Source organism: Citrobacter braakii, assembly GCF_009648935.1.
Taxonomy (GTDB): Bacteria; Pseudomonadota; Gammaproteobacteria; order Enterobacterales; family Enterobacteriaceae; genus Citrobacter; species Citrobacter braakii.
Window position 1 is genome coordinate 2382980 of sequence record NZ_CP045771.1, and the last position, 21585, is coordinate 2404564.

19 protein-coding genes are annotated in these 21585 nt (G+C 54.7%); 13 read left to right on the top strand and 6 right to left on the bottom strand.

The features are described from left to right. Positions 1-13: 13 nt before the first annotated feature. Genes GFC06_RS10990 through GFC06_RS11000 form a run of 3 tightly spaced genes read right to left on the bottom strand, consistent with a single transcriptional unit; the run spans position 14 to position 1729 of the window. The gene (locus tag GFC06_RS10990; protein ID WP_003835080.1) at positions 14-214 is read right to left on the bottom strand and encodes a YpfN family protein; all 201 of its coding nucleotides are present in this window, start codon (positions 212-214) and stop codon (positions 14-16) included. Between the two features lie 27 nt (positions 215-241). Then, positions 242-1369, bottom strand: coding sequence for a succinyl-diaminopimelate desuccinylase (dapE, locus tag GFC06_RS10995; RefSeq protein ID WP_016153967.1), 1128 nt, complete (start codon positions 1367-1369; stop codon positions 242-244). Between the two features lie 3 nt (positions 1370-1372). After that, positions 1373-1729 (bottom strand): ArsC family reductase, encoded by a 357-nt coding sequence (locus tag GFC06_RS11000; protein ID WP_016153966.1) that lies wholly within the window; start codon positions 1727-1729, stop codon positions 1373-1375. Between the two features lie 390 nt (positions 1730-2119). On the opposite strand from GFC06_RS11000, the gene ypfM reads away from it, so the two are divergent. After that, positions 2120-2179, top strand: a complete 60-nt coding sequence (gene ypfM / locus GFC06_RS11005) for a protein YpfM (RefSeq protein ID WP_001386977.1) — start codon at positions 2120-2122, stop codon at positions 2177-2179. Between the two features lie 75 nt (positions 2180-2254). On the opposite strand, the gene acrD is transcribed toward ypfM, so the two are convergent. After that, complete coding sequence (acrD, locus tag GFC06_RS11010; RefSeq protein ID WP_153690153.1) at positions 2255-5368, bottom strand: multidrug efflux RND transporter permease AcrD; 3114 nt, start codon at positions 5366-5368, stop codon at positions 2255-2257. 184 nt (positions 5369-5552) lie between these two features. Further along, positions 5553-7250, bottom strand: coding sequence for a nitrate/nitrite two-component system sensor histidine kinase NarQ (narQ, locus tag GFC06_RS11015; RefSeq protein WP_153690154.1), 1698 nt, complete (start codon positions 7248-7250; stop codon positions 5553-5555). Between the two features lie 263 nt (positions 7251-7513). Here narQ and aegA point away from each other — a divergent pair, with 263 nt between their 5' ends. The 3 genes from aegA to GFC06_RS11030 all read left to right on the top strand — a co-directional run bounded on the left by aegA (position 7514) and on the right by GFC06_RS11030 (position 11393). After that, complete coding sequence (gene aegA, locus GFC06_RS11020) at positions 7514-9493, top strand: formate-dependent uric acid utilization protein AegA (protein WP_049270080.1); 1980 nt, start codon at positions 7514-7516, stop codon at positions 9491-9493. Between the two features lie 157 nt (positions 9494-9650). Beyond that, entirely contained in the window at positions 9651-10226 is a 576-nt protein-coding gene (gene nudK, locus GFC06_RS11025) for a GDP-mannose pyrophosphatase NudK (protein ID WP_016157107.1), read from the top strand. A 123-nt stretch (positions 10227-10349) separates the two neighbouring features. Beyond that, complete coding sequence (locus GFC06_RS11030) at positions 10350-11393, top strand: DUF1176 domain-containing protein (protein ID WP_153690155.1); 1044 nt, start codon at positions 10350-10352, stop codon at positions 11391-11393. On the opposite strand, the gene tkt is transcribed toward GFC06_RS11030, so the two are convergent. After that, on the bottom strand, positions 11383-13377 hold the full coding sequence (gene tkt / locus GFC06_RS11035) for a transketolase (RefSeq protein ID WP_016157105.1): 1995 nt from the start codon (positions 13375-13377) through the stop codon (positions 11383-11385). The two genes, GFC06_RS11030 and tkt, sit on opposite strands and share 11 nt — an antisense overlap. Before the next feature lie 280 nt (positions 13378-13657). Between tkt and maeB the strand changes: the two genes are divergently transcribed. The 9 genes from maeB (at position 13658) to GFC06_RS11080 (ending at position 21580) form a co-directional block, all read left to right on the top strand. Beyond that, positions 13658-15937 carry an NADP-dependent oxaloacetate-decarboxylating malate dehydrogenase gene (maeB, locus tag GFC06_RS11040; protein ID WP_016153959.1) on the top strand — a complete coding sequence of 760 codons (2280 nt, stop codon included), beginning with the start codon at positions 13658-13660 and terminating at the stop codon, positions 15935-15937. Between the two features lie 160 nt (positions 15938-16097). Further along, positions 16098-16433, top strand: a complete 336-nt coding sequence (gene eutS / locus GFC06_RS11045; protein WP_003037995.1) for an ethanolamine utilization microcompartment protein EutS — start codon at positions 16098-16100, stop codon at positions 16431-16433. A 12-nt stretch (positions 16434-16445) separates the two neighbouring features. Beyond that, positions 16446-16925 (top strand): ethanolamine utilization acetate kinase EutP, encoded by a 480-nt coding sequence (eutP, locus tag GFC06_RS11050; protein WP_016153958.1) that lies wholly within the window; start codon positions 16446-16448, stop codon positions 16923-16925. Then, positions 16903-17607, top strand: a complete 705-nt coding sequence (gene eutQ, locus GFC06_RS11055; protein WP_153690156.1) for an ethanolamine utilization acetate kinase EutQ — start codon at positions 16903-16905, stop codon at positions 17605-17607. Before eutP ends, eutQ begins: the two co-directional genes overlap by 23 nt. A 9-nt stretch (positions 17608-17616) precedes the next feature. After that, the gene (eutT, locus tag GFC06_RS11060; protein ID WP_049282277.1) at positions 17617-18420 is read left to right on the top strand and encodes an ethanolamine utilization cob(I)yrinic acid a,c-diamide adenosyltransferase EutT; all 804 of its coding nucleotides are present in this window, start codon (positions 17617-17619) and stop codon (positions 18418-18420) included. Beyond that, positions 18417-19433, top strand: coding sequence for a phosphate acetyltransferase (gene pta, locus GFC06_RS11065; protein WP_016153955.1), 1017 nt, complete (start codon positions 18417-18419; stop codon positions 19431-19433). The genes eutT and pta overlap by 4 nt, the downstream gene beginning before the upstream one ends. Positions 19434-19469: 36 nt before the next feature. Next, a complete protein-coding gene (gene eutM, locus GFC06_RS11070) occupies positions 19470-19763 on the top strand; it encodes an ethanolamine utilization microcompartment protein EutM (RefSeq protein ID WP_003835054.1) in 294 nt (97 codons plus the stop codon). Positions 19764-19877: 114 nt separating this feature from the next. Next, a complete protein-coding gene (gene eutN / locus GFC06_RS11075; protein ID WP_016153954.1) occupies positions 19878-20165 on the top strand; it encodes an ethanolamine utilization microcompartment protein EutN in 288 nt (95 codons plus the stop codon). An 11-nt stretch (positions 20166-20176) separates the two neighbouring features. Then, complete coding sequence (locus GFC06_RS11080) at positions 20177-21580, top strand: aldehyde dehydrogenase family protein (RefSeq protein WP_016153953.1); 1404 nt, start codon at positions 20177-20179, stop codon at positions 21578-21580. Positions 21581-21585: the final 5 nt, after the last annotated feature.

The window sequence follows — 21585 nt, forward strand, 5'->3', positions numbered from 1 at the left end:
GGCCTACGTTGGCTTATTTCTTCGGTTGATCCTTGTTTGGCCAATCGTCGTCGTCATCCCATTTATCGTTAAAATCACGATGCGGGGGAAGCTCCGGCTTATTGGCAAGAAATTTCTTGTGGTCGACGCGCTTGAGATCTTTAATCACGTTCAGCAATACGCCTACCAGAAACACCAACACTAGAATCCACCAGTATTTTGCCAGCCAGTCCATGCTCATTTCCTCTTACAGGAACACTCATCAGGCGACGAGTTGCTCCATGATACGTTGATACATACGGGCAAGCAGCTGCAGGTCGGCGGCATTTACACATTCATTAATTTTATGAATGGTCGCGTTGACCGGCCCCAGTTCTACTACCTGTGCCCCCATGCGGGCAATAAAACGCCCGTCGGACGTCCCGCCTGTAGTCAGTAACTGCGGTTTAATCTCATTATAGTGCTCAATGGCGTTCACCACCGCATCCACCAGTTTACCGCGTGCGGTCAGGAACGGCTGACCGGAAAGCCACCAGTCGACGGTATAACGCAACTGATGTTTCTCCAGCAGCTCCAGCACCCGGGACTTAATCATTTCATCGTTTAATTCGGTGCTGAAACGGAAGTTGAACTGGATAAACAGTTCGCCGGGAATAACATTGTTGCTGCCGGTTCCTGCCTGAATATTGGCAATCTGCATGCTGGTCGCCGGGAAGAATTCGTTGCCCTGATCCCACTCAATCGCCACCAGTTCATTGAGCATTGGCGCCGCGCGGTGTACCGGGTTATCGGCCAGATGCGGGTAGGCTACGTGGCCCTGCACGCCGTGAATGGTCAGATTGCAGGTCAGTGAACCACGACGCCCATTTTTCACCACGTCGCCAACGATTTCCGTGCTGGATGGCTCGCCAACCAGACAATAATCCAGTCGTTCATTGCGCGCCATAAGTGCTTCAACCACTTTTACGGTGCCGTTTTGGGCGCTGGCCTCTTCGTCAGAGGTTATCAAAAACGCCAGACGACCCTGATGGTTCGGATGCTGGGCGACAAAACGTTCTGCGGCCACGACCATTGCCGCCAGTGAGCCTTTCATATCGGCTGCGCCACGCCCGAACAACATGCCATCGCGAATAGTCGGTTCGAACGGTGGATTAATCCAACGATCGACATCGCCGACAGGCACTACGTCAGTGTGACCGGCAAATGCCAGAGTCTCACCTTTGCCGCGCCATGCCCAAAAATTCTGTGTGTCACCAAAATCCATACGCTCAACGGTAAAACCTACCGCGCGCAGGCGTTCAATCATTAACGCCTGGCACCCGGCATCATCCGGGCTCAGGGAAGGACGGCGAATAAGCTGCTGTGTCAGCTCAATAACCGGGCACGACATAGACTATACCTCATTAAAAAACTGCGTATAACTGGATTCACTAAAGCCAAGCAGCATAGGCTTACCCGGCGCGCAGAGCAATGGGCGTTTGATAATTGCAGGCATTTCAATCATCAATGCAGCAGCAGAGGACGCATCGGTGATTTGGTTACGTGTGGCTTCATCCAGTTTGCGCCAGGTGGTTCCACGTGTATTGAGCAGCGCCTCCCAACCTAATTCGCTGATAAAGGCGTGTAATAACGCGTTGTCCAGGCCGTCGACGCGATAATCATGGAAGCGGTAGTCGACCCCATTGTCTTCCAGCCAGCGTCTGGCTTTTTTAATCGTATCGCAATTCTTAATGCCGTAGAGGGTGATCATTTGAATCCTTATTGACGTAATTTGAATATTTATTCTCGTGTTCTATAAACATGAATAATACATATTGTCATCGAACCGTTATAGAAAAATATAACATTGTTGTTGAATGGTGAATAATGATTCCTGAAAGTTCCAAAATTCACGGGGAACTGAAAATCAGATTTTGCCTGTTTGCATCAGCCTGTTTTTCCATCAGAATTGCCAAAGTCGTAGATGATGTATGAATATTTCAAAATATTGCAGTAAGTCACATAAAATTTATGGGGTTAGCGCATAGTGATTACATATACCCCCGAACACATGGAGGATGTAATCGCAACCATTGGTTAAATGATCTTCTTTTTATGATGATGATTTCGTAGAATGCCCATAATAATAAGAGAGGTTGTTATGATTGAACGTGAACTGGGGAACTGGAAAGACTTTATCGAAGTGATGCTTCGTAAATAATTTTCTGGAAGAAATTCATATCCTGCAAAGGATAATAAAAGGCGACTCAACGTAAGTCGCCTTTTTTGTGTCCGATTATTCTGGGCGTGGCTTCAACGGGAAACGTCTGCGTACCAGCACAAAGAACAGAGGAACGAAGTAAATCGCAAGGACTGTGGCTGAAATCATCCCGCCCATTACGCCAGTCCCTACCGCATGCTGACCGCCGGAACCTGCGCCACTGCTGATGGTCATCGGCAACACCCCAAAGATAAACGCCAGTGACGTCATCAGAATTGGGCGTAAGCGTTGGCGACAGGCATGCAGCGTGGCGTCGAGCAAGTCGTGACCTTTCTCGTTCATCTCATTGGCGAATTCAACAATCAATATTGCGTTCTTCGCCGAAAGCCCGATAACGGTGAGTAACCCGACCTGAAAGTACACGTCGTTTTCCAGACCGCGCATCCAGGTAGCGAGCAGCGCGCCAATGACCCCCAGCGGTACAACCAACATGACGGAGAAGGGAACCGACCAGCTTTCGTACAGAGCCGCCAGACACAGGAACACCACCAGCAAAGAAATGGCGTACAGAGCTGGCGCCTGAGAGCCCGACAGTCGTTCCTGGTAAGACATCGCGGTCCATTCGAGGCCGAATCCGGTCGGCAACTGGTGGACCAGCGATTCCATAATGTCCATCGCCGTACCGGTACTGACGCCTGGGGCGGCTTCGCCAACAATCTCGACGGCGGAGTAGCCGTTATAGCGTTCCAGACGCGGTGAACCCGTTTCCCAGCGCGACGTGGCAAAGGCCGAGAAAGGCACCATGCCGCCGCTATTATTGCGGACGTACCACAGATTGATGTCGTCCGGGAGCATGCGATATTTTGCCGCCGCCTGCACGTAAACCTTCTTCACGCGACCCCGGTCCATAAAGTCATTGACGTAGCTGGAGCCCCAGGCCGTTTGCAAGGTGTCGTTGATGTCATCAATGGAAACGCCCAGTGCCTGGGCTTTGCGCTGATCGATATCAATTTGCAACTGCGGGCTGTCGTCCAGACCATTATGACGAACACGGGTCAGAGACGCGTCTTTCCCGGCCAGCTCAATCAGCTTGTCGCGCGCGGCCATTAACGCATCATGGCCCGCACCGGCGTGATCTTGCAGCTCCATATCGAAACCGGCAGAGCTCCCGAGACCGCTAATCGCCGGAGGGCTGCTGGCGAAGACGCGGGCTTCTTTAATCTTATTAAAGGCTTTAGTCGCGCGCTCGATGATGGCGAAAGAGGTTCCGGTGGTGGTGTCACGATCATCCCAGTCTTTTAAGCGGACAAACATCCGCGCCACGTTTTGACCGTTCCCGCCAGGGCCAGAACCGACCGTGGAAAAGACCGACGTAATGTTGTCTTTCTCATGGGTGAAGTAATACTTCTCCACTTCCTCAACTACTTTCAATGTTTGCTGCTGGGTCGAGCCGCTGGGCAACTGTATCGAGGTGGTAAACATGCCGCGGTCTTCGAGCGGCAGGAAGGAGGTTGGCAGGCGCAGGAACAGGAAAACCATACCGCCGAGCAGCAGGCCGTAAATCAGTATCCAGCGCAGGCTGCGGTGCAGGATCCTGGCGACGCCTTTTTCGTAGCGTTCGGCGTTGCGGTTAAACATCCGGTTAAACCAGCCAAAGAAACCGGTTTGCCCGTGATGCTCGCCTTTATGTAGTGGTTTGAGCAGAGTGGCGCACAGGGCAGGGGTGAGGATCATCGCCACCAGAACTGAAAGAACCATTGCGGAGACGATGGTAATCGAGAACTGGCGGTAAATAGCCCCGGTAGTGCCGCCGAAGAAGGCCATCGGGATAAACACCGCCGACAGCACCATGGCGATACCGACCAGCGCGCCCTGGATTTGCCCCATCGATTTCCGCGTCGCTTCCCGCGGCGAGAGGCCTTCCTCACTCATAATACGCTCGACGTTTTCCACCACCACAATGGCATCATCGACCAGCAAGCCGATCGCCAGCACCATCGCAAACATCGTCAGGGTGTTAACGCTGTAGCCAAAGGCGTAGAGCACGGAAAAAGTACCCATCAGGACGACGGGAACGGCGATTGTAGGAATCAGCGTGGCGCGGAAGTTTTGCAGGAACAGGTACATGACAAGGAATACCAGCGCGATCGCTTCCAGCAGTGTTTTCACCACGTCGATGATTGAGGCTTTGACAAAGGAGGTAGTTTCATACGCCACCTTGTATTCCAGCCCGTGCGGAAAATACTGTGAGAGCTCGTTCAGGCGGTCGATAACCAGCTCCGCCGTTGCCATTTCATTGGCGCCGGAGGCCAGTTTTACCCCCAGACCGGAAGCCGGGTGGCCGTTGAAGCGGCTGAGATAGTCGTACTTTTCCGCACCCATTTCGACCGTCGCCACATCGCCCAGTTTAACTTCTGAGCCGTCCTGGTTGACGCGTAGCGTAATCGCGCGAAATTCATCCGGAGTCTGCAGCAGCGACTGGGCGTTGATCGTCGCATTCAGCGCTTGTTTGTCCACCGAAGGCGTGCCGCCAAGTTGCCCGACGGCAATCTGCGCATTCTGTGACTCGATAGCATCGGTCACATCTTTGGCGGTCATCTGGAAGCTGTTAAGTTTGACCGGGTCGAGCCAGATACGCATGGAATATTGTGAACCGTAGGCGTCAATATCGCCCACGCCGTTTATACGACTGAGCGGATCCTGGATATTACTGGCGACGTAGTCGGCGATGTCCTGCTTATCCATTGAGCCATCGGTGGAGACGAAGGCGATGGTCAGAATATTGGTGTCCCCGGTCTTTCGCACCGTGACCCCTTGATTCTGTACCGCCTGCGGCAGCTTACGCATTGCCGATTGCAGCTGGTTTTGCACCTGCTGGACGGCTTCATCAGGATCGGTTCCCGCGAGGAAGCTCAGCGTAACCGACGCCTGGCCTGTCCCGCTGCTCTGCGACGACATGTACATCAGATTATCGAGACCGGTCATGTTCTGCTCGATAACCTGGGTGACGGTATTTTCCAGGGTTTGTGCGGACGCGCCAGGGTAGTTCGCGGTTACCCGCACGTTTGGCGGTGCCAGATCGGGGTATTGCTCAACGGGCAGCGAAAAAATAGCCAGGGTTCCTGTCAGGCACAACAGGATTGCTAACACCCAGGCAAAAATGGGGCGATCGATGAAAAAATTCGCCATTAAAAGGGGACCTCGTGTTTCTGCGTATCGTTATGGGTGTGAATTGCTTCACTTTAGCGGCAAGGTACGGGGCAAACGTGGAGAAAAAAAGAAGATAATGTAAATTATCATGCCCGTTTACAGCATACCTTTCGTGCCAACGCCGTCAGGCCTGGATCGAGAACCGACGGCGCTTTGCGGTTCTTTACGTTAGCTCTCCGTCGGATTCTGCCGAACGAAAACTGATGCTCACCAGCGTTCCCCCTCCGGAGGGTTGAGAGAAAGTCAGCGTGCCGCTCAGCCTTTCCGCCCGCTCGCGCATAATATTTAATCCATAGTGCCCCGAAGGCTCATGCGGCTCGCCAATGCCGATGCCGTTATCGCGAATATAAACCGTGTGATTACCATCCGGCGCGGTCACGCAACTGACGGCAATTTCGGTTGCGCTGGCATGTTTAATCGCGTTCAGCACCGCTTCACGGACGATCTGCAGCAGATGCACCTGCATTTGCGCGTCCAGCGCCAGGGTCGGTAACCGGCAATCAAGCGTCAGTTTAGCCGATGTCTGATTTTGCAGCGTTTCCAGCATTTCATGCAGGGCGGAGGGGAGATCGGCCTGCTGTAAAGTCAGGCGGAAGGTGGTGAGCAGTTCGCGTAGCTGGCGGTAGGCATCGTTCAGCGCCTGAGAGAAATCCGCCATAATGCTTTGCGCTGGGGCGTTATCTTCGGGAATCGAACGCTTCAGCAGCGTGAGCTGAATGCGTAAATAAGAGAGCACTTGCGCCAGCGAGTCGTGCAGCTCGCGCGCAATCGTCGCCCGCTCCTCCATTAACAACAGCTGCTGAAAATGTTTTTGCGCCTGGTTGAAGTACAACCCGCGACCCAGCATCGAGGAGACGCTGTTGAGCAGAGGGGTAGAAGCATTGACGTTCGGGCTTTGCCAGTGCAGTTCACCGTAGACGGTTTCCTGCATGGTGACCGGCAGGATCTGCATCGGCAGCTCGGGGCTTTTTGCGCCTTCGCTAATTCGCCAGTTATCTCCGACGGTGAGTTCCAGGAAATAGGCGGCGTCATGCTCGCGGACGATCTGTAAAATATGGCGGAAGCAGTACACATCAATCTGACTGGTATTTAACGCCTGAGAGCACTGATACAACACTTCCAGACGACGATGAGCTTCGTGGAGATCGTGGGTCTTCTCAGCGACAGACGCTTCCAGCGAGCGGTACAGCTTGTGTAATTCACTCGACATCTGGCTGAAGGTCTTGCCCAACAACCCGAGTTCGTTGGGCAAATCAGTATCCAGCGACGGGATGTCAAACTGACCGTGTTCAATGTGCTGGCTGGCCACCACCAGCTTATTCAGCGGACGCACCACCTGCTGGCGAATACGCCGTAAGGTAAAGAAAACGAGGGTGAAAATGCCGATCCCGCCCGCCAGTGAAATACCAAAAACCAGCATCACTTTGCGTTCGGCATAATGCTGCAGCGCCAGCACGAAGAGATCGATTTGATCGACATAGTTATTGATATTGCTCTGGTACCAATTTAAATCGCCATCGATCAGACGGGCGTTCATTTCCAGCCAGTTTGTATGTAGACGCCCATAGCGACTTTTTACTGCTTGAGGCACATACCACGCGTTCAGGTTCTGTAGTGCTGGCGAGTTTAGCGCCTGCTGGAAAAGCTGGCGGTGAGCGTTAAGCTGCGGACTTTGGCTTTGCAGATCGTAACCCAGACGGTAACTTTGCATGCGCAATGAGCCAGCCACGTTGATGGCTTCGGCATCTCGTAAGCTGCTGGTCAGCGTGAGCAGCGCAATACCCGTTGAGAGAATCGACAACAGCACTATGTAGAAAAAAGCTTTAGCCAGACTGGCCGAGACCGGACGCTTTACCGTCACTTGTGCATCCTCACACAATACACGTCGCGCCTTAAAACAGCCCGAACGATGCGGTGTATTTGATAAATGTTAATAAAACGCCATGAAACTGGATGGTAACTGAAACGCAATTTCATATGCGATGAAATAAATTGATCTGCCACAGGTTCTGGATAAATAGTTGTGCTTCCTGGGCAAATGAACATTGCCGCTTCCTTCCGTGTCGGTTAATAACAACACTCATATAAAGAATAAGGTTTTTGCAACCAAAAAAGAAGGAAGCCATGAATCGTTTTATTATGGTTAATAGCCAGCAGTGCCTGGGATGCCATGCCTGTGAGGTCGCCTGCGTCATGGCTCACAATGGCGAGCAGCATGTCCTGAGTCAACGGCATTTCCAGCCCCGAATTACCGTCATCAAGCATCAGCAGCAGCGCAGTGCGGTAACCTGCCATCACTGTGAAGATGCGCCCTGCGCCAGAAGTTGCCCGAACGGGGCAATCAGCCATGATAACGACAGCGTTCAGGTGAACCCGAAAAAGTGTATTGGCTGTAAATCGTGCGTCGTTGCTTGTCCTTTCGGCACGATGCAGATCGTACTCACTCCTGTCGCTAAAGGGAAGGTGAAAGCCACTGCGCACAAATGCGATTTGTGTCAGGGACGCGAACAAGGACCTGCCTGTGTAGAGAACTGTCCGGCACAAGCGTTACAACTGGTGACGGAAAATTCGCTTACTGGTCTGTCAAAAGCGCGCAGGCTACGCACCGCCAGTCTGGAAAGCCAGCCCTGGCATGCCAACGCCACCGATTTCGTTTCGCATGCAATTACCAAACGTGAGCAAATGCAGGCGACGCCTGCGCGTGGTGAGCCGGATAAGCTGGCAATTGAGGCCCGTAAAACCAGCTTTGAGGAGATCTATCTGCCGTTTCGTACGGCGCAAGCGGAACGGGAAGCGTCCCGCTGCCTGAAATGCGGCGACCACAGTATTTGCGAATGGACCTGCCCATTGCATAACCATATTCCGCAGTGGATTGAACTGGTCAAAGCCGGGAATATCGACGCGGCGGTTGAGCTTTCTCACCAGACCAACTGCCTGCCGGAAGTGACCGGGCGCGTATGTCCGCAGGACCGACTTTGCGAAGGGGCATGCACGGTGCGTAGCGAGCATGGGGCGGTCACTATCGGAAATATTGAGCGTTACATCTCTGATCGGGCCCTGAGCAAAGGATGGCGACCGGACTTAAGCCACGTGCAGAAAGTGGATAAGCGCGTTGCTATCATCGGCGCGGGTCCGGCGGGTCTGGCCTGCGCGGATGTGCTGGCGCGCAGCGGAGTCAGCGCCACCGTATACGATCGCCACCCTGAAATCGGCGGTTTGCTGACGTTCGGCATTCCGGCCTTCAAGCTGGACAAATCGCTGCTGGCCCGCCGCCGTGAAATCTTCAGCGCCATGGGTATTCATTTCGAACTTAACTGTGAAGTGGGTAAGGATGTGGCGCTGTCGGCGCTGCTGGAGGATTACGATGCCGTGTTCGTGGGCGTAGGAACCTATCGTTCCATGAAGGCGGATCTGCCGAATGAAGACGCGCCTGGCGTTTATGACGCGTTACCGTTCCTGATTGCCAACACCAAGCAGGTGATGGGGCTGGATGAACTGCCTGAAGAGCCGTTCATCGATACCGCCGGACTGAACGTGGTTGTACTGGGCGGAGGCGATACGGCAATGGACTGCGTGCGTACCGCGCTGCGTCACGGCGCACGCCAGGTGACCTGCGCTTATCGTCGTGATGAAGCCAACATGCCCGGTTCGAAAAAAGAGGTGAAGAACGCCCGGGAAGAGGGGGCGAACTTCGAGTTTAACGTCCAGCCGGTTGAGCTGGTGTTACATGATGATGGGCGAGTCAGCGGCGTGCGTTTTTTACGTACCCAGCTTGGCGAGCCAGACGCGCAGGGGCGTCGTCGCCCGGTTCCCCTCGCCGGGAGTGAGTTTGTCATGCCCGCAGATGCGGTGATCATGGCGTTTGGTTTTCACCCACATGGCATGCCGTGGCTGGAGACGCATGGGGTTAAGGTCGATAACTGGGGGCGCATAGCCGCCAATGTTGAAAGCGCATACCGTTATCAAACCAGTAACCCGAAAATCTTCGCCGGTGGTGATGCGGTACGCGGTGCGGATCTGGTGGTTACGGCCATGGCGGAAGGACGGCATGCCGCCCAGGGGATCGTCGACTGGTTGGGCGTAAAATCAGTCAAATCTCACTAAGTCGCTAAGAAGGCCGGATAAGGCGCGTTAGCGTTGCTATCCGGATCTGTGCCGCATAATTGCCTGATGGTGCTTCGCTTATCAGGCCGACATTGCACCAAGACAAACCCGGTTTCACGGCGTAGTATTATTTCTCACTTCTTGCTGTGGAGCCGGTATGTCGCAAAAAATTACCCTCATCAAAGATAAAGTCCTTTCCGATAACTACTTCATCCTGCGCAATATCACCTATGACCTGACCCGTAGCAATGGTGAGGTGATTCGTCACAAACGCGAGGTTTACGATCGCGGCAACGGCGCCACTATCCTGCTGTATAACCCGGAGAAGAAAACGGTGGTGCTCATCCGCCAGTTTCGCGTCGCCACCTGGGTCAATGGTAATGAAAGCGGTCAACTGATTGAAACCTGCGCCGGGCTGCTGGATAACGACGAACCGGAAGCGTGCATTCGGAAAGAGGCCATTGAAGAGACCGGCTTTGAAGTGGGGGAAGTGCGTAAGCTGTTTGAGCTCTATATGTCGCCGGGCGGCGTGACGGAGATAATTCATTTCTTTATTGCACAATACAGCGACAGCCAGCGGGCAAATGCGGGCGGAGGTGTGGAAGATGAAGATATTGAGGTTCTGGAGCTGCCGTTCACCCAGGCGCTGGAAATGATTAAAACGGGTGAGATCCGTGACGGTAAGACGGTGCTATTGCTGAACTATTTGCAATCGTCGCATCTCATGGACTAATGCGCGGGATTTATATTTCTTTACAAATTTTCGGCCAATCCGACGATTCTTATTGAGCCACATCAGTCGCGCAAGGAAGATACCGCTTAGGCTGTGTGTTTTGACTTCGGGGTTGTACCGTCCATGCGCTATCGCGTTATTTTACTTTTCCTGCTCGGGTTGTTACCCGTCCGTTTGCTGTGGGCCGCGCCCGCGCAACAGACGTTTTCTGACTGGCAGGTGACGTGCAATAACCAAAACTTTTGCGTGGCGCGCAATACCGGAGAACATCACGGCCTGGTCATGACCTTGAGCCGCAGTGCCGGGGCACATACCGACGCCGTGTTGCGTATTGAACTGGGTGGGCTGGAATCGCCCACAGCCAAAGAGAGCGATATTGCGCCACGTCTGCTACTGGATGGCGCGCCGCTCCCGCTTCGCGGCGAACACTGGCGTATTACCCCCTGGCAACTGATGACCGATGATCCGGCCACCATCAGCGCATTTTTAACAACCGTACAGGACGCGAAGGCGATAACCCTGCAAAAAGGGGCGCAAAACCTGTCCCTGCTCGGGCTAAAAGCCGCGCTGCTTTTTATCGACGCCCAGCAAAAACGGGTCGGCAGCGAAACCGCATGGATCGAAAAAGGCGACGAGCCTCCGCTCAGCGTTCCTCCCGCTCCCGCTTTAAAAGGCGTGGCTGTGATTAACCCAACGCCAACGCCTCTCACGCAACAAGAGCGCAGTGAATTGCTGGATTACGGTAACTGGCGGATCAACGGTATTCGCTGTTCGATCGATCCGCTGCGTCGCGAGATGCGCGTCACGGCCTTAACGGATGATAAAGCGCTGCTGATGATCGGCTGTGAAGCCGGGGCATATAACACCATCGATCTGGCGTGGGTGGTTTCACGTACTACCCCGTTGACGTCACGGGCGGTACGGCTAAGCCTGCCTTTTAAAACGGATGCGGAAAGCCGCGATATGGAGCTGACCAACGCCACGTTTGATGAGAAGTCGCGCGAGCTGGTAACCCTCGCTAAAGGACGAGGGTTGGCAGATTGCGGTATCCAGACTCGCTGGCGCTACGACGGTCAGCGTTTTCGTCTGGTGCGCTATGCCCAAGAGCCAAGCTGCGATAACTGGCATGGGCCAGATGCCTGGCCCACGCTGTGGATCACACGTTAAGCACCTTATGCGCTTTGTCGACAATGTTATCCACCGTAAAGCCGAAGAACGGGAACAGCTTGTCTGCCGGAGCCGACTCCCCATAACCCGTCATACCGACAATCGCCCCTTTCAGCCCAACATATTTGTACCAGTAGTCGGCAATTCCTGCTTCTACCGCCACGCGCGCGCTGACGTTTGAGGGGAGGACCGATTCCCGATACGCTTCATCCTGGGCGTCGAAGATATCGGTTGAGGGTAGAGAAACCACCCGCACGTTACGACCTTCACCGGTCAGTTTTTCCGCCGCCAGCAGTGTGATTTCCATTTCTGAACCGGTAGCAATCAGGATAACATCCGGCTTACCGCCGCCATCCTTCAGCACATAGCCGCCGCGGGCAATCTGCTGCACTTGCTCAGGCGTCCGCTCAACCTGCGCCAGATTTTGCCGCGAGAGGATCAGCGCCGTTGGCCCGTCATGGCGTTCGACCGCCAGCTTCCAGCCTACCGCCGCTTCAACCTGATCGCAGGGTCGCCAGGTGCTGAAATTAGGCGTCAGACGCAGGCTGGCGAGCTGTTCGACGGCCTGGTGCGTGGGACCATCTTCCCCAAGGCCAATCGAGTCGTGGGTATAAACCATGATTTGTCGGGCTTTCATCAGCGCCGCCATGCGTGCGGCATTACGGGCATATTCGACAAACATCAGGAACGTTGCGGTGTACGGTACGAAGCCCCCGTGGTGAGCGATACCGTTGGCAATCGCGGTCATGCCAAATTCCCGCACGCCGTAGTGGATGTAGTTTCCTGCATGATCCTCTTTAAGAGAAGTGGAGCCTTTCCAGATGGTCAGGTTGCTGGGCGCCAGATCCGCCGAACCGCCAAGCAGCTCAGGCAGTATCGGCCCGTAAGCGTTCAGGGTATTTTGCGAGGCCTTACGGGTGGCGATTTTGGCCGGATTGGCCTGCAGCTCGGTGATATATTTCTGGGTCGTTTCTTCCCACTCTTCCGGCAGTCCACCGCTCATCCGGCGGGTAAACTCTGCCGCCAGATCCGGATGCGCATGTCGATAAGCGGCGAATTTCTCATTCCAGCTCTGTTGGGCTTTCTCGCCTTTTTCACGAGCGTCCCACGCCCGGTAAATCTCTTTGGGGATTTCAAAGGCAGGATGATGCCACCCCAACTTCTGTCGGGTCAGCGCCACTTCTTCTTCACCCAGCGCAGCGCCGTGCGCTTCCTCTTTCCCGGCTTTATTCGGTGAACCAAAACCAATCACCGTGCGGCAGATAATCAGCGACGGTTTATCGGTAACGGCCTGTGCTTCCTGAATCGCTTTTTTCACCGCCTCAGGGTCATGACCGTCAATCTCGTGCACCACATGCCAGTGATAGGCCTCAAAGCGTTTCGCGGTATCGTCGGTAAACCAGCCGTCGGTTTCGCCATCAATTGAGATGCCGTTGTGATCGTAAAAGCCGATGAGTTTGCCAAGCCCCAGGGTGCCCGCCAGCGAGCACACTTCGTGAGAAATGCCCTCCATCAGACAGCCGTCGCCCATAAAGACCCAGGTATAGTGATTAACAATCTCGTGGTCTGGCTGGTTAAACTGCGCCGCCAGCGTGCGTTCTGCAATCGCCATTCCGACAGCGTTGGCTAAACCCTGACCCAACGGTCCGGTGGTGGTCTCCACGCCCGGCGTATAGCCAATTTCCGGGTGTCCTGGCGTCTTCGAATGGAGCTGGCGGAAGTTCTTTAACTCTTCGAGCGGCAGGTTGTAGCCGGAAAGATGCAGCAGGCTGTAAAGCAGCATTGAGGCGTGGCCATTGGATAAAATAAACCGGTCACGATCGTACCAGGTGGGATCGGACGGGTTATGGCGCAGGAAATCGTTCCACAGTACTTCGGCGATATCGGCCATCCCCATTGGTGCTCCAGGGTGGCCAGAGTTAGCTTTTTGGACGGCATCCATACTTAGCGCACGAATGGCATTGGCAAGCTCTTTACGGGTCATGGGAAATACTCCTTGAAAAGTAAAGTGTTAGATGCGTGTTGTGATTCACACTTTTGAGATAATTGCGGGCGTTGTCAGCAAAAAGCATAGCAGACAAGCATGGTATTGCTGGCTTAAGCAGGTAACATAGATGTTATAAATTGATAACAAATTCTTTCTTTGAATGGTGAGAGTATGGGGACCTTCAAAGTTTGTGCCGTTGACTGAGGTGATAATGTGCGGCTCAGTAGAATGGTTACCCGCGCCACTTTTTTGATAGATACGTGAAAGGAACAACAAGATGGATGACCAGTTAAAACAAAGCGCCCTCGATTTCCACGAATTTCCGGTACCCGGTAAAATCCAGGTTTCTCCGACCAAGCCTCTGGCAACCCAGCGCGACCTCGCGTTGGCCTACTCGCCGGGCGTGGCTGCACCGTGTCTTGAAATTGAAAAGGACCCGCTGGCAGCCTACAAATACACCGCACGCGGCAACCTGGTTGCGGTTATTTCCAACGGTACTGCGGTTCTGGGCCTGGGTAATATTGGCGCGCTGGCCGGTAAACCGGTGATGGAAGGTAAAGGCGTTCTGTTTAAGAAATTCGCCGGGATTGACGTGTTCGATATCGAAGTTGATGAACTCGATCCGGATAAATTTATCAACGTGGTAGCGGCGCTTGAACCAACGTTTGGCGGCATTAACCTCGAAGATATCAAAGCGCCGGAGTGCTTCTACATTGAGCAAAAACTCCGTGAGCGCATGAATATTCCGGTATTCCACGATGACCAGCACGGTACGGCAATCATCAGTACTGCCGCAATCCTTAACGGTCTGCGGGTGGTTGAGAAAAATATCTCTGATGTGCGCATGGTGGTGTCCGGCGCAGGTGCGGCGGCGATTGCCTGTATGAACCTGCTGGTGGCGCTGGGGATGCAGAAACACAACATTGTGGTCTGCGACTCCAAAGGGGTGATTTACAAAGATCGTGAACCAAACATGGCGGAAACCAAAGCGGCTTACGCAGTGGTGGATGACGGTAAGCGTACGCTGGATGATGTCATTGACGGCGCAGATATTTTCCTCGGTTGCTCTGGCCCGAAAGTGCTGACGCAGGAAATGGTTAAGAAGATGGCGCGTGCGCCAATGATCCTGGCCCTCGCCAACCCGGAACCGGAAATCCTGCCGCCGCTGGCGAAAGAGGTGCGTTCCGACGCCATCATTTGCACCGGCCGTTCCGACTACCCGAACCAGGTTAACAACGTCCTGTGCTTCCCGTTCATCTTCCGCGGCGCGCTGGACGTCGGCGCTACTGCCATCAACGAAGAGATGAAACTGGCCGCGGTACACGCCATTGCTGAGCTGGCGCACGCCGAGCAGAGCGAAGTGGTGGCCTCCGCCTATGGCGACCAGGACCTGAGCTTCGGGCCGGAATACATTATTCCGAAACCGTTCGACCCGCGTCTGATCGTCAAAATTGCCCCTGCGGTGGCGAAGGCGGCGATGGATTCCGGTGTGGCAACGCGTCCGATTGCCGACTTTGATGCTTACATCGATAAGCTGACCGAATTCGTCTACAAAACCAACCTGTTCATGAAACCGATTTTCTCTCTGGCACGCAAAGCGCCGAAGCGCGTGGTGCTGACTGAAGGGGAAGAGGCGCGTGTACTGCATGCCACGCAGGAGCTAATCACTTTAGGTCTGGCGAAACCGATCCTGATCGGTCGTCCGAGCGTTATCGAAATGCGTATCCAGAAACTGGGTCTGCAGATCAAAGCGGGCGTCGATTTTGAGATCGTCAACAATGAGTCAGATCCGCGCTTTAAAGAGTACTGGAGCGAGTACTACCAGATTATGAAACGTCGTGGTATTACCCAGGAGCAGGCGCAGCGTGCGGTAATTGCCAACACCACGGTGATCGGTGCGATCATGGTGCAGCGCGGCGAAGCGGATGCGATGATCTGCGGTACGATTGGCGACTACCATGAGCACTTCAGCGTGGTGAAAGAGGTGTTTGGTCACCGCGATGGCGTGCATACTGCCGGGGCGATGAACGCCTTGCTGCTGCCAAGCGGTAACACCTTTATCGCCGATACCTACGTTAACGACGATCCTACGCCGGAGCAACTGGCGGAAATTGCCGTGATGGCGGCAGAAACCGTGCGTCGCTTTGGTATCGAACCGAAGGTAGCGCTGCTGTCGCACTCCAACTTTGGTTCATCTAACTGTCCGTCGGCCAGCAAAATGCGCGAAGCGCTGGAGCTGATTAAGGCGCGTGCGCCAGAGTTGATGATTGATGGCGAAATGCACGGCGATGCCGCGCTGGTGGAAAGCATCCGTCATGACCGCATGCCGGACAGTCCGCTGAAAGGCTCAGCGAATATTCTGGTGATGCCGAATATGGAAGCTGCCCGTATTAGTTACAACTTACTACGCGTTTCCAGCTCTGAAGGCGTAACGGTCGGCCCGGTGCTGATGGGGGTTGCGAAACCGGTTCACGTATTAACGCCGATCGCTTCTGTTCGTCGTATCGTTAATATGGTGGCGCTGGCGGTCGTAGAAGCCCAAACTCAACCGCTGTAATTTCACTTTAATTTATTTCCGGCGCGGGTTTCTCCCGCGCCTTTTTATTTCTCCTTTCTTAGTGATCCACTTCACCTTTTAAACATGGTTGCCGAATTTTGTTATTTACTCTGACAAAAAATTGCCACGATGAGGGCAGTTTTAGAGGAGGCGGTGAGCAATGGAAAAAGAACGCATTATTCAGGAATTTGTGCCGGGGAAACAGGTTACGCTGGCGCATCTCATTGCGCACCCCGGCGAGGAACTGGCGAAAAAGATCGGTGTTCCCGAAGCGGGCGCCATCGGCATCATGACGCTGACGCCAGGCGAAACCGCGATGATTGCCGGTGACTTAGCTATGAAGGCGGCAGATGTACATATCGGCTTTCTCGATCGATTTAGCGGTGCGCTGGTCATCTACGGCTCGGTAGGCGCGGTAGAAGAAGCGTTATTACAGACGGTAAGCGGTCTGGGTCGGTTATTAAATTTCACTTTGTGCAACCTGACAAAAAGTTAATCAGAGGCGGCGATGAAACGTATTGCGTTTGTCGGTACGGTGGGGGCGGGGAAAACAACGCTCTTTAATGCGCTACAGGGAAATTATTCCCTCGCCAGAAAAACACAGGCCGTGGAGTTTAATGAAAATGGCGATATCGACACGCCAGGAGAATATTTTAGCCATCCGCGCTGGTATCACGCCTTAATTACCACGCTGCAGGATGTTGATACGTTGATTTATATACACGCGGCAAATGATAAAGAAAGTCGCTTACCTGCCGGGCTGTTGGATATCGGCGCCAGTAAACGACAAATCGCCGTTATCAGCAAAACGGACATGCCGGATGCCGACGTCGCCGCAACGCGACAACTACTTCGCGGGATAGGGTTCCAGGAGCCGATTTTCGAACTCAACAGCCATGACCCGCGCAGCGTGCAGCACCTGGTGGATTATCTGACTGAGCTCAGCCAAAAGGAGGAAAGGGCAGGTGAAAAAACTCATCACAGCTAACGATATTCGTGCGGCCCACGCACGCGGCGAACAGGAAATGTCGGTTGTTCTGCGCGCCAGCATCATCACCCCGGAGGCGCGCGAAGTTGCGGAGCTGCTGGGCGTCACCATCAGTGAATGCGATGAATCCGCGCCAACCGCTGCTGCTGCTGCACCGGCTGCGGTGAATGATGGCAAAACGGAAAGCCAGCGCATTCGCGAAACCATCATTGCGCAGTTACCGGAAGGGCAGTTTACCGAAAGCCTGGTCGCCCAACTGATGGACAAAGTCATGAAGGAGAAACAGTCGCTGGAGCAGGGCGGAATGCAGCCGAGCTTTAACTCGGTGACCGGCAAAGGCGGCGTCAAAGTCATCGACGGCAGCAGCGTGAAGTTTGGTCGTTTTGACGGCGCACAGCCGCACTGCGTGGGTTTAACCGATCTGGTGACCGACCAGGACGGTAGCAGCATGGCCGCCGGGTTCATGCAGTGGGATAACGCTTTTTTCCCATGGACGCTGAACTACGACGAAATCGACATGATTCTGGAAGGCGAGCTGCACGTTCGCCACGAAGGCGAAACCATGATTGCTAAAGCCGGGGACGTGATGTTTATCCCGAAAGGCTCCAGCATCGAATTTGGTACGCCATCGACGGTGAAATTTCTGTATGTGGCCTGGCCTGCGAACTGGCAGTCCTGCTAAGGCGGATGTATGAAGGATTTCATTACCGAAGCATGGCTCAGAGCGAATCATACGCTCAGCGAAGGGGCTGAAATTCATCTCCCCGCTGATGCTCGCCTGACGCCATCTGCCCGGGAATTACTGGAAAGCCGACATCTGCGCATTAAGTTTATCGACGAGCAGGGCAGCCTGTTTATTGATGACGAAGAACAGCAGCCGCAGCCGGTGCATGGTTTAACCAGCAGCGATACGCATCCACAGGCCAGTTGCGAACTGTGTCATCAACCGGTGGTGAAGAAAGCAGACACGCTGACGCATCTGACAGCGGACAAGATGGTCGCTAAAAGTGACCCGCGCCTGGGATTTCGCGCCGCGCTGGACAGCACCATCGCCCTGGCCGTGTGGTTGCAGATAGAGCTGGCGGAACCGTGGCAGCCGTGGCTGGCGGATATCCGTTCGCGTCTGGGCAACATTATGCGCGCCGACGCTATCGACGAGCCGCTGGCAGCACAAGCTATTGTCGGTTTAAGCGACGAAGATTTACACCGGCTTTCGCATCAGCCGCTGCGCTATCTGGACCACGACCATCTGGTGCCTGAAGCCAGTCATGGCCGTGATTGCGCGTTGCTTAATCTGCTGCGTACCAAAGTCCGTGAAACGGAGACGGTGGCGGCCCAGGTATTCATCACCCGTAGTTTTGACGTGATGCGACCGGACATCATGCAGGCGCTCAATCGCCTTTCCAGTACGGTCTACGTGATGATGATTCTGAGCGTAGCGAAGCATCCACTGACGGTTAGCCAAATTCAACAGCGACTGGGGGAGAAGCAATGATCATTGAACGTGCTCGTCAACTCGCCCAGCGCTCACCTGCACGGGTGGTGTTCCCGGATGCGCTGGATGTTCGGGTGTTGAAAGCGGCAAATTACCTGCATCAGCACGGTCTGGCACATCCTGTTCTCGTCGCCAGTCCGTTTGCGCTGCGCCAGTTTGCCCTCAGCCATCGGGTGGCGATGGATGGCATTCAGGTTATCGACCCGCAAAGCAACCAGTCCATGCGTGAAGAGTTTGCGCTGCGCTGGCTGGCCCGCGCGGGAGATAAAACGCCTGCAGATGCGCTGGAAAAACTCAACGATCCGCTGATGTTCGCCGCCGCCATGGTTAGCGCGGGTAAAGCTGACGTCTGTATTGCGGGCAATTTGTCGTCGACAGCAAACGTGCTGCGCGCTGGGTTACGCATTATTGGGTTACAGCCAGGCTGTAAAACGCTGTCGTCAATTTTCCTGATGCTGCCGCAGTACCTCGGGCCGGCATTAGGGTTTGCCGATTGCAGCGTCGTGCCGCAGCCCACAGCCGCACAACTGGCGGATATTGCGATTGCCAGCGCGCAGACATGGCAGGCGATCACCGGTGAAGAACCGCGCGTGGCCATGCTGTCGTTTTCAAGTCAAGGCAGCGCTCGTCATCCCAACGTCGCTAACGTGCAGCAGGCTACGGAGATCGTTCGTGAGCGTGCCCCGCAGCTTACCGTGGATGGGGAACTGCAATTTGATGCCGCCTTTGTTCCGGATGTCGCCGCGCAAAAAGCGCCCGCCAGTCCGTTAAAGGGCAATGCCAATGTGATGGTCTTCCCATCGCTGGAGGCAGGCAATATTGGCTACAAAATCGCCCAGCGTCTGGGAGGTTATCGTGCCGTAGGTCCGTTGATCCAAGGGCTTGCCGCACCGCTTCATGACCTCTCTCGCGGCTGTAGCGTACAGGAAATTATCGAACTGGCGTTGGTGGCAGCAGTGCCGCGTCAGACTGACATGAGTCGTGAAAACGCCTCACACACACTGGTTGTTTAGGTCCCGTTCTGGACCCCTTAATGAGAGGAAAACACAATGGAAGCATTAGGAATGATTGAAACCCGGGGCCTGGTTGCACTGATTGAGGCTTCTGACGCAATGGTTAAAGCGGCACGCGTGAAACTGGTCGGCGTGAAGCAGATCGGCGGCGGTCTGGTTACTGCAATGGTCCGTGGCGACGTGGCGGCATGTAAAGCCGCAACGGATGCTGGTGCTGCTGCTGCACAGCGTATTGGTGAGCTGGTTTCCGTACACGTGATCCCGCGTCCGCATGGCGATCTGGAAGAAGTGTTCCCGATCAGCTTTAAAGGCGACAGCAACGACATGTAAGTCGTCCATGTGACGCCACAGACTTCATTGCTGGCGTCACCCTCTCTCCTTTTCACATTACCTTCTGCGGAGGGTAGGGGGAGGTTTTACCTGAAATATGCCACGGAGGCGCGTATGAAACTGGCAATCGTCACAGGACAAATTGTTTGTACCGTACGCCATCAGGGGCTCGCGCACGACAAGTTGCTGATGGTGGAAATGATTGATGCCTGCGGAAATCCCGACGGGCAATGTGCTGTTGCTATCGACAGCATTGGGGCGGGAACCGGAGAGTGGGTGCTGCTGGTCAGCGGAAGCTCAGCCCGTCAGGCGCACCGTAACGAATCATCACCTGTCGATCTGTGCGTGATTGGCATTGTTGATGAAGTGGTGGCAGGTGGTCAGGTGATCTTCCATAAATAAGGCAGAAAATCATGAATCAACAGGATATTGAACAGGTCGTGAAAGCGGTGCTGCTGAAAATGAAAGACAGCAGCCAACCCGTCAGTGCCGTTCAAGAAATGGGCGTTTTTGCCTCCCTGGATGACGCAGTGGCGGCAGCAAAACTGGCCCAGCAAGGGCTGAAAAGCGTTGCCATGCGCCAACTGGCTATCACGGCTCTACGTGAGGCGGGCGAAAAACATGCCCGAGAATTAGCGGAACTTGCCGTCACAGAAACCGGCATGGGACGCGTTGAAGATAAATTTGCCAAAAACGTGGCGCAGGCACGCGCCACGCCGGGCGTGGAATGCCTGTCTCCACAGGTTCTGACCGGTGATAACGGCCTGACGCTGATTGAAAACGCGCCGTGGGGCGTGGTGGCCTCGGTGACACCGTCCACCAACCCGGCTGCGACCGTTATTAACAACGCCATCAGCCTGATTGCGGCTGGCAACAGCGTGGTCTTCGCACCGCATCCGGCTGCCAAGGGCGTGTCTCAGCGCGCTATCACTCTGCTTAACCAGGCGGTAGTTGCAGCAGGCGGACCGGCAAACCTGCTGGTTACCGTGGCCAATCCAGATATCGAAACCGCCCAGCGTCTGTTTAAGTACCCAGGCATCGGCCTGCTGGTGGTGACCGGCGGTGAAGCCGTAGTGGACGCCGCGCGTAAGCACACCAACAAACGTCTGATTGCCGCCGGTGCGGGAAATCCGCCGGTGGTGGTTGATGAAACGGCTGATCTGGCACGCGCAGCCCAGTCGATCGTCAAAGGCGCTTCGTTTGACAACAACATTATCTGCGCCGACGAAAAAGTGCTGATCGTGGTCGATAGCGTCGCTGATGAGCTGATGCGTCTGATGGAAAGCCAGCATGCAGTCAAGCTGACCACGGCTCAGGCCGAACAGCTGCAACCGGTGCTGCTGAAAAATGTCGATGAACGCGGTAAAGGCACGGTCAGTCGTGACTGGGTTGGCCGCGACGCAGGAAAAATCGCTGCGGCGATTGGTCTGAACGTACCGGAGCAAACCCGGCTGTTGTTCGTCGAAACCTCTGCGACTCATCCGTTTGCCGTAACCGAACTGATGATGCCGGTTCTGCCGGTCGTGCGGGTCGCCAACGTCGATGAGGCCATTGAACTGGCGGTCAAGCTTGAAGGCGGCTGTCACCATACGGCGGCGATGCACTCGCGCAATATCGACAACATGAACCGCATGGCCAACGCCATTGATACCAGCATTTTCGTTAAGAACGGACCGTGCATTGCCGGTCTTGGACTCGGCGGCGAAGGCTGGACCACGATGACCATTACCACGCCAACCGGGGAAGGGGTGACCAGCGCACGCACGTTTGTGCGTCTGCGTCGCTGTGTGTTGGTGGATGCCTTCAGAATTGTATAAGGAGT